Annotated in this window: 14 protein-coding genes; 6 read left to right on the forward strand and 8 right to left on the reverse strand. The window is 66.8% G+C overall.

The genetic code is table 11. The annotated features are described in order from the left end of the window. The first annotated feature begins 108 nt into the window (after window positions 1-108). From mgtE to AC5P6S_RS10275, 3 genes are all read left to right on the forward strand, one after another. Window positions 109-1470, forward strand: a complete 1362-nt coding sequence (gene mgtE, locus AC5P6S_RS10265; protein WP_005408383.1) for a magnesium transporter — start codon at window positions 109-111, stop codon at window positions 1468-1470. Window positions 1471-1532: 62 nt separating this feature from the next. After that, a complete protein-coding gene (locus tag AC5P6S_RS10270) occupies window positions 1533-1799 on the forward strand; it encodes a hypothetical protein (RefSeq protein ID WP_005412494.1) in 267 nt (88 codons plus the stop codon). A gap of 70 nt (window positions 1800-1869) precedes the next feature. After that, window positions 1870-2667, forward strand: a complete 798-nt coding sequence (locus AC5P6S_RS10275; protein ID WP_049459825.1) for a carboxylesterase family protein — start codon at window positions 1870-1872, stop codon at window positions 2665-2667. Between the two features lie 219 nt (window positions 2668-2886). On the opposite strand, the gene AC5P6S_RS10280 is transcribed toward AC5P6S_RS10275, so the two are convergent. The 4 genes from AC5P6S_RS10280 to AC5P6S_RS10295 form a co-directional block, all read right to left on the reverse strand. After that, window positions 2887-3378, reverse strand: a complete 492-nt coding sequence (locus tag AC5P6S_RS10280) for an REP-associated tyrosine transposase (protein ID WP_005408380.1) — start codon at window positions 3376-3378, stop codon at window positions 2887-2889. A 297-nt stretch (window positions 3379-3675) separates the two neighbouring features. After that, window positions 3676-4626 carry an aspartate carbamoyltransferase catalytic subunit gene (locus AC5P6S_RS10285; RefSeq protein WP_495204593.1) on the reverse strand — a complete coding sequence of 317 codons (951 nt, stop codon included), beginning with the start codon at window positions 4624-4626 and terminating at the stop codon, window positions 3676-3678. 15 nt (window positions 4627-4641) lie between these two features. Beyond that, the gene (ruvX, locus tag AC5P6S_RS10290) at window positions 4642-5136 is read right to left on the reverse strand and encodes a Holliday junction resolvase RuvX (RefSeq protein ID WP_005408378.1); all 495 of its coding nucleotides are present in this window, start codon (window positions 5134-5136) and stop codon (window positions 4642-4644) included. After that, window positions 5129-5695 carry a YqgE/AlgH family protein gene (locus tag AC5P6S_RS10295; protein ID WP_005408377.1) on the reverse strand — a complete coding sequence of 189 codons (567 nt, stop codon included), beginning with the start codon at window positions 5693-5695 and terminating at the stop codon, window positions 5129-5131. The genes ruvX and AC5P6S_RS10295 overlap by 8 nt, the downstream gene beginning before the upstream one ends. 91 nt (window positions 5696-5786) lie before the next feature. Between AC5P6S_RS10295 and AC5P6S_RS10300 the strand changes: the two genes are divergently transcribed. Then, window positions 5787-7574: a DUF4153 domain-containing protein gene (locus AC5P6S_RS10300; RefSeq protein WP_495204594.1), complete on the forward strand. Its 1788-nt coding sequence runs from the start codon at window positions 5787-5789 to the stop codon at window positions 7572-7574. After that, on the forward strand, window positions 7571-8116 hold the full coding sequence (locus AC5P6S_RS10305; protein ID WP_005408375.1) for a DNA-3-methyladenine glycosylase I: 546 nt from the start codon (window positions 7571-7573) through the stop codon (window positions 8114-8116). Before AC5P6S_RS10300 ends, AC5P6S_RS10305 begins: the two co-directional genes overlap by 4 nt. 83 nt (window positions 8117-8199) lie before the next feature. Here the strand turns inward: AC5P6S_RS10305 and AC5P6S_RS10310 are convergent, their stop codons facing one another. Together AC5P6S_RS10310 and AC5P6S_RS10315 are read right to left on the reverse strand one after the other, a co-directional pair. After that, on the reverse strand, window positions 8200-8907 hold the full coding sequence (locus tag AC5P6S_RS10310) for a YitT family protein (protein ID WP_014036228.1): 708 nt from the start codon (window positions 8905-8907) through the stop codon (window positions 8200-8202). Between the two features lie 110 nt (window positions 8908-9017). Then, window positions 9018-9227, reverse strand: coding sequence for a DUF4287 domain-containing protein (locus tag AC5P6S_RS10315; RefSeq protein ID WP_005412490.1), 210 nt, complete (start codon window positions 9225-9227; stop codon window positions 9018-9020). 93 nt (window positions 9228-9320) lie between these two features. Here AC5P6S_RS10315 and AC5P6S_RS10320 point away from each other — a divergent pair, with 93 nt between their 5' ends. Then, the gene (locus AC5P6S_RS10320; RefSeq protein WP_005412489.1) at window positions 9321-10220 is read left to right on the forward strand and encodes a LysR family transcriptional regulator; all 900 of its coding nucleotides are present in this window, start codon (window positions 9321-9323) and stop codon (window positions 10218-10220) included. 47 nt (window positions 10221-10267) lie between these two features. Here the strand turns inward: AC5P6S_RS10320 and AC5P6S_RS10325 are convergent, their stop codons facing one another. Both AC5P6S_RS10325 and AC5P6S_RS10330 read right to left on the reverse strand, forming a co-directional pair. Beyond that, window positions 10268-11251, reverse strand: coding sequence for an aldo/keto reductase (locus tag AC5P6S_RS10325; protein WP_100437965.1), 984 nt, complete (start codon window positions 11249-11251; stop codon window positions 10268-10270). Window positions 11252-11458: 207 nt separating this feature from the next. Further along, window positions 11459-12601: a PilT/PilU family type 4a pilus ATPase gene (locus AC5P6S_RS10330; protein ID WP_005408369.1), complete on the reverse strand. Its 1143-nt coding sequence runs from the start codon at window positions 12599-12601 to the stop codon at window positions 11459-11461. Window positions 12602-12636 lie beyond the last annotated feature (35 nt).

Below are 12636 nucleotides of genomic sequence, written 5' to 3' on the forward strand. Positions count from 1 at the left end.
CCGGCGGCTATGCGTTGAAACATCGCCTTGCGATAATGACGCGCTGAACACCCCTGTTGCCGCATCCTTGCCGGGATCGCGGCTTTTCTTATCCCCGCGGGAGCTGCGATGGCTGAAGCTGTACGCCACGACAAGACTGCGCGCCAACTGCGGATGCTGTCCGATGCACTGGACAGCGGCCGGCTGGGCCCGGTGCGTCGCCTGGTCAACACCCTGGCCCCGGCCGAGATCGGCAACCTGCTCGAATCGTTGCCGCCGGGCAAGCGCGAGGTGGTGTGGGGACTGGTTGATCCGGAAGACGACGGCGAGGTGCTGGTCCACGTCGGCGACGACGTGCGCGAAAGCCTGCTCGCGGACATGGACCCGGACGAGATCATCGCCGCGGTCGAAGACCTGGACATCGACGATCTGGCCGACCTGGTCGAAGACCTGCCGGACACGGTCATCGACGAAGTCCTCAAGTCGATGGACCGCGAGAACCGCGAGCGCCTGGAACAGGTCCTGTCCTATCCCGAGGACAGCGCCGGTCGCCTGATGAATCCGGACGTGGTGACCGTGCGCGCCGACGTCAATGTCGACGTCGTGCTGCGCTACCTGCGCCTGCGCGGTGAACTGCCCGACCACACCGACCACCTGTTCGTGGTCAGCCGCCGCCATCAGTACCTCGGCCGCGTGTCGCTGGCGGCACTGGTGACCCACGAGGACACCACCCCGATCAATCGCCTGATCGACGACGAGCAGCCAGCCATCGACGTCGGCGAGAGCGACCAGGAAGTCGCCCGCCAGTTCTCCGACCATGACTGGATCTCCGCGCCAGTGGTGGATGACAACAACATCCTGATTGGTCGCATCACCATCGATGACGTGGTCGACATCATCCGCGGCCAGGCCGAGCACCAGGCGCTGGGCGCCGCCGGTCTGGACGAGGACGAAGATCTGTTCAGCCCGGTCTGGCGCGCGATGCGCCGCCGCCTGATGTGGCTGTCGGTGAACCTGTGCACGGCCTTCCTGGCCTCCAGCGTGGTCGGCCACTTCGAAGGCACCATCGACAAACTGGTGGCGCTGGCGGTGCTGATGCCGATCGTCGCCGGCCTCGGCGGCAACGCCGGTACCCAGGTGCTGGCACTGATGGTGCGCGGCCTGGCGCTGGGCCAGGTGGGCGCCTCCAACGCCCGCACCCTGCTGTGGAAGGAAGTTCGGGTCGCGCTGTTGAACGGCGTGATGCTGGGTTCCGTGCTGGGCCTGATCGTGCTCGCCTGGTTCCACTCGCCCGGGTTGTCGGCAGTGATCGCCATCGCGTTGACCTGCAACCTGTTGTTTGCTGCGTTGGCCGGCGTGCTGGTGCCGTTGACGCTGAAACGCTTCGGCTTCGACCCGGCGCTGGCCAGCGGCATCTTCCTGACCGCCGTGACCGATTCGATGGGCTTCTTCACCTTCCTCGGCCTGGCCACCCTGGTGCTCCTGCACTGACCATCTCGACGGTCGGATCCCCGCTGCGCGGCGCTCTGACCCGATCCCAACTGGATCCCTCCATGGCAACGACAATCGAAAACTACTTCCAGCCCGGCTGGCGCGACCAGCAGCACACCTGCCCGGCCTGTGAATGGAAGGGCAGCTCGCGCGCCATGGAAATGGAACTGGACGAGGACGCCACCGAGTACGACTGCCCGGTCTGCGAGAACCCACTGCTGGTGGTCCTGCACCCGGACATTGCGCAGGTGCAGGCCGCCGCCGCCGAAGGCAATGCCGAGGCACAGGAGCAGTTGGAGATCATCGCCAGCTTCCCGCGCCCGCAGTGACGCGGCGCACGATGCCGGGCCGACGTCGGCGGACTACGATGCAGGCGATCTCGCCGCTTCGGAAAATCCCATGGTCCGTTTGCTGTCGCGCTGGCTGCCACTGCTGGCCCTTCTGATGATGAGCGGTTGCACTTCGCTGCCGGACAGCGCGCGTGGCCGCTTCGAAGCACGTGCGGTGAAGGTGGACGGGCAAACGGCTTACTACCAGGTGTTCATTCCGGCCGGCGTGCAGGCCGCCGCTCCCACCCACCTTCCGGTCGTCCTGTTCCTGCACGGCTCGGGCGAGCGCGGCGCCGATGGCGTCAAGCAGATCCACGCCGGGCTGGGGCCTTACCTGCGCGCGCATCCCGATTTCCCCGCCCTGGTGGTGTTCCCGCAGGTACCGGGCCACGAGGAATGGAGCGGCCGCAACAACCGTGCGGCAGTGGCCGCGCTGGACGCGACGATCGCCGAATTCGGCGCCGACCCGGCGCGGCAATACCTGACCGGCATGTCGATGGGCGGCTATGGCAGCTGGAACATCGCATTGGATGACCCACGCCGCTTTGCCGCGATCGTCCCCGTGTGCGGCGCGGTGCTCGCCCCGCGTGCGGTACGCCCGACCCTGTTCGTCGAGCAGGTCGCGCACGAAGCGGACCCGTACGCGGTGATTGCCCAGCGCCTGCAGCACACGCCGATCTGGATCTTCCACGGCGCACTGGATGACGTGGTGCCGCCGGACGACGACCGCAGACTGCATGCCGCATTCCAGCGCGCCGCCGCACGCGACGTGCGCTACACCGAATACCCGGAAGGCAACCACAATGCCTGGGACGCCACCTACGCCGACCCGGCAATGTGGGAATGGCTGTTCGCGCAGAAGCGCTGAACCACAGCTTCTGCTGGGAAACACCTGTTGGTGGATGCCTACCGTTGGTCGGCTTGGGTATTGGTGGGTGCCGACCGTTGGTCGGCTTGGGTATGGGTGGGTGCCGACCGTTGGTCGGCTTGGGTATGGGTGGGTGCCGACCGTTGGTCGGCTTGGGTATGGGTGGGTGCCGACCGTTGGTCGGCTTGGGTATGGGTGGGTGCCGACCGTTGGTCGGCACTACCTCTCCGCTTCGGGGTAATCCATTGCCTGGTACCTCTCATCGATCTCCCATCGGCACCAGGCATACGGATACTCTCCCACGCAGCTCGCCAAGTTCGCCCTGACCGGGTTGGCGACGATGTACATCGCATGGCGAAACAGTGATTCTTCAGAACGAATGGCGTGATCGTGATAGCTCGATTGCCAGAATGGTCCTGTCCTACCCAGCATGCGGTTGATCCGCAATGCACTGCTCGATTTGAAGCGTTGCATGATGTAGTCCAGCGAGAACGCACGGATCTCCACAAGCCAATGGATGTGGTCCGGCATGACGACATAGGCAAGTGAGTGCGTCAGGCCCTCAGCATCAATGCGACGGAACACATCCATCACCTCCTGTGCCGCAGTGGCATCATCGAAGTAGCGTCGACGCTCCTGGATGACGGTGGTCAGGATGTAGGATTGTCCGATCCGGGAATGGCGGCCAAGGCGTAGGCGTGCGCGGCTCATGGGCCCAAGCGTGCGCCTGCCGCTACTCCGGTTCTATCGGGCAATCACGTCAGTACAGGTAGGCCCGGAACCATTCAATGGCTAGGCCCGCACTTCACCGCACTGACGGTTCAGTGCCGACCAACGGTCGGCACCCACCGGATCGGATAAGGACAGATCAACCGTGCCGACCAACGGTCGGCACCCACCGGATCGGATAAGGACAGATCAACCGTGCCGACCAACGGTCGGCACCCACCGGATCGGATGAGGACAGATCAACCGTGCCGACCAACGGTCGGCACCCACCAGGGCAGGTCAGCCCAGCAGGGTTTCCAGCACGGCCATGCGCACGGCGACGCCGTTGGCGACCTGGCGCAGCACCCACGACTGCGGGCCGTCGGCCACCTCGTCGGTCACTTCCACGCCGCGGTTGATCGGGCCCGGGTGCAGCACCGCGGCATCCTTGCCCGCGCGCGCCAGGCGTTCGCTGGTCAGGCCGTACTGCGCGTGGTACTGCTCCAGCGACGGCACCAGGCCTTCTTCCATGCGCTCGCGCTGCAGGCGCAGCATCATCAGCGCATCGACGCCTTCCAGCATCGCGTCGAAATCATCGCCGACCACGCAGCCCTTCAGGGTCTCGTCGTCCGGCAGCAGCGACTGCGGGCCACACACGCGCATCTCGCCCACGCCCAGCGTGCGCAGCGCATGCAGGTCGGTGCGGGCCACGCGCGAGTGCTTCACGTCGCCGACGATCACGACTTTCAGCTTCGAGAAATCCGGGCCCTTGGCCTGGCGCAGGGTCAGCATGTCCAGCAGGCCCTGGGTCGGGTGCGAACTGCGGCCGTCACCGGCATTGATCAGCGCGGTGCCCTCGCCTGCCGCATCGGCCAGTGCGGCCACGGCGCCGTCATCGGGGTGGCGCACCACGAAGCCGCGCACGCCCATCGCTTCCAGGTTGCGAAGCGTGTCGCAGGCGGTCTCACCCTTGCGGGTAGAGGAGGTCGAGGCGTCGAAATTCAGCACGTCCGCCCCCAGCCGCTGCGCGGCCAGCTGGAACGAACTGCGGGTGCGCGTGGACGGTTCGAAGAACAGCGTGCACACCGCCGAACCGGCCAGCACCTGGCGCTTGTTGCCGACGCGGCCGACTGCGGCATCGCGGATCTGCCCTGCGCGGTCGAGCAGCTGAAGCAGCGTTTCGCGCGGCAGGCCCTCCAGGGTCAGCAGGTGGCGCAGGCGTCCGGAGGCATCGATTTGCTGGGCGGTCATGGCGGTGTCGGGCAGTCAGGGAATGGGGGTGGCGTCGTCCGGCGACGACAGCCAGCGATCGATGATCACCGCTGCGGCGACGGCATCGAGGGCAGCTGCATCACGGCGGCGCTTGCGCCCTTCGGCGCGCTCGACGGCGAAGCGGCGTGCGGCCTCGACCGAGCTGGAACGCTCATCGATCATCACCACCGGCAGCTTGAAGCGCTCCCGCAGCTGGCGGGCGAAGCCCTGCGCGCGCTTGCGGTTGGGCTGGTCCTGGCCGTCCAGGGTCAGCGGGTCGCCGACCACCAGGCCGTCGGGCTTCCATTCCTTGAGCAGGCGTTCGATCGCGGTCCAGTCCGGGCCGTTGCCGTGCACATCGACCACGGCCACCGCGCGCGCATGCGCGGCGAAGGCACTGCCGATGGCCACGCCGATCCGTCGCGAGCCGACATCGAAACCCAGAACGGTGCCATCACGACGGATCGCCGGGGCAGCAGAATCCGGCGCGGGCGTGATGGGCTCAGACATGGCCGCTGTAGTCGGTCAGCCGGAACAGGTCCACGCCGATGCGCGAGGCCGCACCCTGCCAGCGCTGCTCCAGCGGCAGCTGGAACACCAGCTCGGCATCGGCCGGCACGGTCAGCCAGCTGTTCTCGGACAGCTCGCTTTCCAGCTGCCCTGCGCCCCAACCGGCACAGCCGAGGGTGACCACGGCATTGGCCGGGCCTTCGCCGCGCGCCATCGCTTCGAGGATGTCGCGCGAGGTGGTCAGGTACAGGCCGTCGCCCACGGTCAGGCTGGAATCCCACGCCCGCGCGTCGTCATGGATGACGAAGCCGCGCTCGGGATGCACCGGGCCGCCGTTGAGCACCATGCGCGCCTGCAGGTCGCCATCACCGGTGGTGATGTCCATCTGTGCAAGCACTTCACCCAGCGTGTACTCGGAAGGCTGGTTGACCAGCACGCCCATCGCCCCGTTCTCGTCGTGCTGGCAGATCAGCGCGACGCTGCGGGCGAAGGTCGCGTCGAGCAGCGACGGCAGCGCGACGAGCAGGTGATCGGCAAGGGAGGTCGGCGTTACAGGCATGGCCCTATTCTACCTGCTGGGGGCGGGATGGTCGCGCGATGGCGTCGAACAGCGATGGGCTAGGATGGTGCTTTGCCATGGAAGGTCATCGATGCAGTCTTCAACGCCCCTGACCCTGCCGGCACGCAGCGCCATCGTCCTGCTTGCCCTGCTGCAGGGCCTGATGCTGTATGCCGCGCAGGAACTGTCCGACGCGTGGCCGTTCCGCGATATCGGCTGGCGCTACTGCTGGTACGCCTGGGTGCTGGCCATTCCCAGCGCGGTGGCGCTGAGCCTGGTGGAGCTGGGCCAGCGCCGCCTGTGGCTGCAGGCCGTGCTCGGCTCGACGGTGGTGCTGGCGCTGGCCGCCTGGATCGGCTGGAACCTCAATGGCGAGACCGCACTGGAATCGGGCGCGTTGCAGCTTCCGTTGACCCTGGGCATTGCCGTTGCGGTGTTCGTGGTCCTGCCCTGGTGGCAGTTCCAGCTGCAGCACGGGCACTGGCGTGCCAGTTACCCCGAGCTGTTCGAGCGCGCCTGGCAGAATGGTTTGACCCTGGCCCTGGCGGCACTGTTCACCGGGCTGACCTGGCTGCTGTTGTGGCTGTGGTCGGCGCTGTTCCAGCTGCTCGACGTGACCGTCTTCCGCGACCTGTTCCGGCAGGACGCGTTCATCGCACTGGCCACCGGCAGCCTGGCCGGGTTCGGCGTACTGATCGGGCGCACCCAGCACCGCGCCATCCAGATCACCCGCCAGGTGCTGTTCGCGATCTGCCGTGGGCTGTTGCCGCTGCTCTCGTTCATCGCCGTATTGTTCGTGCTGAGCCTGCCGCTTACCGGGCTGGAACCGTTGTGGAAGACCCGCTCGGCCGCCGGCCTGCTGCTGGTGCTGTCGCTGCTGCTGGTGACGTTCACCAATGCGGTCTACCAGCAGGGGGAAGACAGCGCCCCCTACCCGCTGCTGCTGCGCCGGCTGGTTGAAGCCAGCCTGCTGGCACTGCCGGTCTACGCGGCGTTGGCCCTGTATGCACTGGGCCTGCGCGTGGTGCAGTACGGCTGGACCCTGGACCGGTTCTGGGCGGTACTCGTCGCAGTGGCCATGGCCGGCTATGCCGTGGGCTATGCGCTGGCAGTGCTGCGCCGGCAGGGGCGCTGGTTGCAGACACTGGAACCGGTCAACCGCTGGATGTGCTGGGCGGTGCTGGCACTGGCGTTGCTGGGCAATTCGCCCCTGCTGGACCCGGTGCGGCTGACCCTGTCCAGCCAGTTGGCGCGCCTGCGTGCGGACCCGCCTGCAATCACCGGCAGTGACGTCAACGTGCTGCGCTTCGATCTTGGCCACCGCGGCGTGCGGGCGCTGCGCGAGCTGCAGCGTGATCCAGCCATCACCGCCGATGCCAACGCGCCACAGGTGATCGCTGCCGCGCTGGCACGTACCTCGCGCTGGGATGACGGCCACCGCCTCGACAAGGGGCCGCAGGACGTCGTCGCCCTGCAGCGCTCGTTGAAGCTGGCCAAGGGATCCAGCTCGCCACCGGACGATTGGTGGCAGGCACTGGCCACGCGCGCGATCGATGGCGAATCCTGCGCCCAGAGCGAGCGCGACTGCCTGATCGTGCATCGCGACCTGGACGGCGATGGCACTGGCGAAGTGCTGCTGTGCGAGCTGTACACCCACCGTGGGCCGGACTGCGTGCTGTACGCACGTGGCAGGGATGCCCACTGGCGCCGGGCCGGTTCGCTGTTCGGCACCGCCAGCGGCCAGGCCGAGGCGATCAACCAGGCGCTGCGTGATGGCAAACTCACGCTCGAACCGCCACGCTGGCCGATGCTGTCCATCGATGGGCGCCCCGCAGTGGCCATCGATCCCGAACCCGAATCCACCGAGTCTTCCCCATGAGCGGCTACTGCCTCATCGCCCCGGGCCATCCGGTGCATGACTACTACCACGCCAACGAGTACGGCTTCCCGCAGCGTGACGAGCGCGAACTGTTCGAGCGGCTGGTGCTGGAAATCAATCAGGCCGGCCTGAGCTGGGAAACGATCCTGAAGAAGCGCGAGGGCTTCCGCACGGCCTATGACGGCTTCGATGTGGACTGCGTGGCGGCGTACGCCGAGCAGGACATCGAGCGCCTGCTGTCGGACGCAGGCATCATCCGCAACCGGCTGAAGGTGCTGGCGGCCATCCACAACGCGCAGGTGATCCAGCAGCTGCGGGCCAGCCATGGCAGCTTCGCGGCGTGGCTGGACGCGCACCACCCGCGCAGCAAGGCCGACTGGGTGAAGCTGTTCAAGAAGACCTTCCGCTTCACCGGCGGCGAGATCACCGGCGAGTTCCTGATGAGCCTGGGCTACCTGCCCGGTGCGCATGCCGAGGACTGCCCGGTGCATGCGCGACTGCTGACGCTGTCGCCGCCGTGGCTGAGGGCCGCCGCCCGCTGATGGATATCTGCCGGGCATAGCCCGGCCTTGCCACGCGTGGGTTCCGGTAGTGCCGGCCGCTGGCCGGCAACCCCGTTGAACGGTCAAACGCCCATGTAGCGGCCGGGGCGGTGGTTGAACATCAGCACCAGGCTGAGCACCACCGCGCCGATGGCCGAGTACAGCACCTTCGACGGCGACAACACGAAGAACGCGGCCACCATCAGGCAGGCGTCGTAGGACATCTGCACCTTGCCCGCGCTCCAGCCACGGGTGCGCTGCAGGTACACCGCCAGGATGCCGATGCCGCCGAGACTGGCACGATGGCGGATGAAGAACAGGATGCCCAGGCCGGACAACGCACCGCCGACGATCGCCGAATACAGCGGGTTGATGTGCGAGAAGTCGATCCAGCGCGGCAGCAGGTCGGTCAGCACGCCACAGGCGGTGACCGCGGCGAAGGTCTTCAGGGTGAATTCCCAGCCCATGCGCCGCAGCGCCACCCAGTAGAACGGCAGGTTGACCAGCACGAACACCAGGCCGAAGTTCCAGCCCATCGCGTAGTGCAGCAGGAACGCCATGCCCGCCATGCCGCCGATCATCAGCCCGCCCTTGGCGAAGATGGCCAGGCCCAGCGAAGCCACCATCGTGGCCAGCACCATGCCTTGCACGTCCTCGGCGATCGAGTGGCGCAGCGCTTTTTCGTCGGCGGTGGTGCCGGCGCTGTCGGGCGGCGGGGTCAGCGGACCGGCGGTGACCAGATGGCCGTCAGCGTCGTCGCACGGCGCGGGGCCATGGGAGGGAAGGGACATACGGGTGGGGAACAGCAGGTGGGGAGCGGTATTAGACACGATCTGCATGACAGTTGCAGATGAAATCGTTCAGCTGAATGCGCCCCGCCCGATCTCCGGCCCGCCGCTGCTCAGCCCTTGCCGGCCAGATGGTGCGCCACCAGCGCATTGGCATGGCCATGGCCCAGCCCATGCTCACTTTTCAGGAAGCTGACCAGTTCCATGTGTTTCAGGCCCTTCTTCCCGGCCAGCAGCCCGAACCAGTGCGCCACCGGCTGCCCGTAGGTCTTCTCGATGGAGGGGAAGTACGAAGCCGGGCCCTTGGGCTTTTCAGTGCTCATGCGGAAGCTCCTTGCGTTGGATGTACCGGTACGACGAACAGGGGAGCCGGAAATCGACAGGTCCGTTCAATCCGGGAGCCGTATCATCCCGTCATGCCCCGCGAAAACCTCAACGACCTGCAGGCCTTCGTCCACGTTGCCCGCGAGGGCAGCTTCACCAAGGCCGCCGCCCAGCTGGGCGTGTCCCAGTCCGCGCTCAGCCATGCCATGCGCGGCCTGGAACAGCGCCTGGGCGTGCGCCTGCTGACCCGCACCACCCGCAGCGTGTCCACCACCGAAGCCGGTGCCCGCCTGCTCGACACCCTGGGCCCGCGCCTGGCCGAGATCGAGGACGGACTGGCCGCGCTGGCCGAATACCGTGAACGCCCGGCCGGCACCATCCGCATCAATGCCACCGGCCATGCCGCCGAGTACATCGCGTGGCCACGGCTGGCGCCGCTGCTGCAGCAGTATCCGGACCTCAAGGTGGAACTGGCCGCCGACTACGGGCTGGCCGACATCGTGGCCGAGCGCTACGACATCGGCATCCGCCTCGGCGAACGCCTGGCCCGCGACATGGTCGCCGTGCCGATCAGCCCGCCGCTGCGCATGCGCGTGGTCGGTGCACCCGGCTACTTCCGCCAGCACGTGGTCCCACGCCATCCGGACGAGCTGGCAGACCACAACTGCGTGACCCTGCGCCTGCCCACGCATGGCGGGCTGATGCCGTGGGATTTCGGCCAGGACGGCAACGAACTGAGCGTGCGCGTGAGCGGCCAGTGGACCTTCAACACCATGGGCATGACCCGCGCCGCTGCGCTGGCCGGCAGCGGATTGGCCTGGCTGCCGGAAGACCAGGTGCAGCCGATGCTGGACGACGGCCGCCTGCAGTCGGTGCTGGACGACTGGTGCCCGCACTTCGATGGCTACTACGCGTACTACCCGTCGCGCCGCCACGTCACGGTGGCGATGCGCACGGTGCTGGATGCGCTGCGCGGGCCGATGGCTGGATGAGGTGTGCGGACCAACGGTCCGCACCCACCTCGGTCCGCACCCGGTGATCAGCCCTTGGCCTGGGCCGCACGCTGTGCGTTGTAGCGCTCACCGACGATCGACACTTCATCCAGCGCCTGCGCGATGCGCTGCAGCTCCTCCGGCGCCAGCTGCAGGTCAGCCGCGCCCAGGTTCTCTTCCAGGCGGTGGATCTTGGTGGTGCCCGGAATCGGCACGATCCACGGCGCCTGCGCCAGCAGCCAGGCCAGCGCCACCTGCGCCGGGGTCGCGCCGCGTGCTGCAGCAATCGTACTGATGCGATCCACCAGCGCCTGGTTGGCGCGGCGGGCTTCCACTTCGAAGCGCGGCACGCTGTTGCGGAAATCGTTGGCGTCGAAGGTGGTGTCGGCGTTGATCGCACCGGTCAGGAAGCCACGGCCGAGCGGACTGAACGGCACGAAGCCGATGCCCAGTTCCTGCAGGGCCGGCAGCAGTTCGCGCTCCGGTTCACGCCACCACAGCGAATACTCGCTCTGCACGGCAGCCACCGGCTGCACCGCGTGCGCACGGCGCACGGTGGTGGCGCTGGCCTCGGACAGGCCGAAGTGGCCGACCTTGCCCTCGGCGATCAGGTCGCGCACGGTGCCGGCCACGTCCTCGATCGGCACGTTCGGGTCGACACGGTGCTGGTAGAACAGGTCGATATGGTCGGTGCGCAGGCGTTTGAGACTGGCTTCGGCCACGGCGCGGATGTTCTCGGGGCGGCTGTCCAGGCCGGTATCGGTGCGCGCATCCCTGAAGCCGAACTTGGTGGCGATCACCAGCTTGTCGCGGTAAGGCGCCAGAGCCTCGCCGAGCAAGTCTTCATTGGTGTACGGGCCGTACACTTCGGCGGTGTCGAAGAAGGTCACGCCGCGTTCAACGGCAGCGTGCAGCAGGGCGATGCCCTGGCTGCGCTCGACCGGCTGGCCATAGGCATGGGTCAGGCCCATGCAACCCAGGCCCAAGGCGGAAACCTTCAGGCCGCTGCGGCCGAGTTCACGTGTCTGCATCGTGGTGCTCCAGAGGGGGAACGCTGACGATACGCCTGCAGGGGCCGCCGATTGAATGGGCAGCATTGCAGTTGGTCATGACTGGAATTCATCAATCGCCAACGCGCCCGGTAGAGTCGACTGTTAGTCGACTGCTCTTTCACCGGCCGGGAAAATCCCGCGCTGCGCGCGAGAGTCGACTGACAGTCGACTCTACAGAGTCGCAGGTCACCGGATCTCGGAGATCTCCACGCCATCCAGGCCCTGTGACAGCGTGCGTGCGTCGCCGCCCTGGCTGAGCTTGATGCGCAGGCGCACTTCGTTCTGCGAATCGGCGTAACGCAGCGCGTCCTCGTAGCTGATCTCGCCGGCCTGGTACAGCTCAAACAGGCTCTGGTCGAAGGTCTTCATGCCCAGCTGGACCGAGTCCTTCATCACTTCCTTCAGCTTGTGGATCTCGCCGTCGCGGATGTAGTCCTGCACCAGCGGCGTGCCCAGCAGGATCTCCATCGCCACCTTGCGCGAGCGGCCATCGGGCGACGGCACCAGCTGCTGCGCGACCACGCCCTTGAGATTCAGCGACAGGTCCATCAGCAGCTGGTTGCGGCGGTCTTCCGGGAAGAAATTGACGATGCGGTCCATCGCCTGGTTGGCGTTGTTGGCATGCAGGGTGCACAGCACCAGGTGGCCGGTTTCGGCGAACGCGATGGCGTGGTCCATGCCTTCGCGGGTACGCACCTCACCAATCATGATCACGTCCGGCGCCTGGCGCAGGGTGTTCTTCAGCGCGGCTTCCCAGCTGTCGGTATCGATGCCGACTTCGCGCTGGGTGATGATGCAGCCCTCGTGCTTGTGCACGAATTCGATCGGATCTTCGATGGTGATGATGTGGCCGGTCGAGTTCTGGTTGCGGTAACCGATCATCGCTGCCAGCGACGTCGATTTACCGGTGCCGGTGGCGCCGACGAACAGGATGATGCCGCGCTTGGTCATCGCCAGCGTCTTGATGATCGGCGGCAGGCTCAGTTCTTCCACCGTCGGAATGCGCGTCTCGATGCGACGCAGCACCATGCCGACCTGGTTGCGCTGGTAGAAGCAGCTGACGCGGAAGCGGCCGACACCGGACAGGCCGATGGCGAAGTTGCATTCATGGGTCTTCTCGAATTCCTCGCGCTGCGCCGGAGTCATCACGTTGAGGACCAGGTCGCGGCTCTGCTGCGGCGTGAGCGGGGTCTGCGTGATCGGCGAGATCTTGCCGTTGACCTTCATCGCCGGCGGCATGCCGGCCGTGATGAACAGGTCCGAGGCGCGCTGGTGCGCCATCAGCTTGAGGAACGAAGTGAAATCGATGGTGGTCGCGGTGGTGTTCACGGCAGGCTCCCGGAAAGCGGTTTACCAGGTAACGG

The sequence above is a fragment of the Stenotrophomonas sp. YJH_SMC_119 genome, from assembly GCF_059368315.1.

Excerpts from the sequence above, each read along its gene's own strand:
- AC5P6S_RS10300 (WP_495204594.1), top strand. The coding sequence starts at position 5,787 with ATGCAGTCTTCAACGCCCCTGACCCTGCCGGCACGCAGCGCCATCGTC.
- ruvX (WP_005408378.1), bottom strand. The coding sequence starts at position 5,136 with ATGTCTGAGCCCATCACGCCCGCGCCGGATTCTGCTGCCCCGGCGATC.
- AC5P6S_RS10275 (WP_049459825.1), top strand. The coding sequence starts at position 1,870 with ATGGTCCGTTTGCTGTCGCGCTGGCTGCCACTGCTGGCCCTTCTGATG.
- AC5P6S_RS10285 (WP_495204593.1), bottom strand. The coding sequence starts at position 4,626 with ATGACCGCCCAGCAAATCGATGCCTCCGGACGCCTGCGCCACCTGCTG.
- AC5P6S_RS10270 (WP_005412494.1), top strand. The coding sequence starts at position 1,533 with ATGGCAACGACAATCGAAAACTACTTCCAGCCCGGCTGGCGCGACCAG.
- AC5P6S_RS10295 (WP_005408377.1), bottom strand. The coding sequence starts at position 5,695 with ATGCCTGTAACGCCGACCTCCCTTGCCGATCACCTGCTCGTCGCGCTG.
- AC5P6S_RS10305 (WP_005408375.1), top strand. The coding sequence starts at position 7,571 with ATGAGCGGCTACTGCCTCATCGCCCCGGGCCATCCGGTGCATGACTAC.
- AC5P6S_RS10315 (WP_005412490.1), bottom strand. The coding sequence starts at position 9,227 with ATGAGCACTGAAAAGCCCAAGGGCCCGGCTTCGTACTTCCCCTCCATC.
- AC5P6S_RS10320 (WP_005412489.1), top strand. The coding sequence starts at position 9,321 with ATGCCCCGCGAAAACCTCAACGACCTGCAGGCCTTCGTCCACGTTGCC.
- mgtE (WP_005408383.1), top strand. The coding sequence starts at position 109 with ATGGCTGAAGCTGTACGCCACGACAAGACTGCGCGCCAACTGCGGATG.
- AC5P6S_RS10325 (WP_100437965.1), bottom strand. The coding sequence starts at position 11,251 with ATGCAGACACGTGAACTCGGCCGCAGCGGCCTGAAGGTTTCCGCCTTG.
- AC5P6S_RS10310 (WP_014036228.1), bottom strand. The coding sequence starts at position 8,907 with ATGTCCCTTCCCTCCCATGGCCCCGCGCCGTGCGACGACGCTGACGGC.
- AC5P6S_RS10280 (WP_005408380.1), bottom strand. The coding sequence starts at position 3,378 with ATGAGCCGCGCACGCCTACGCCTTGGCCGCCATTCCCGGATCGGACAA.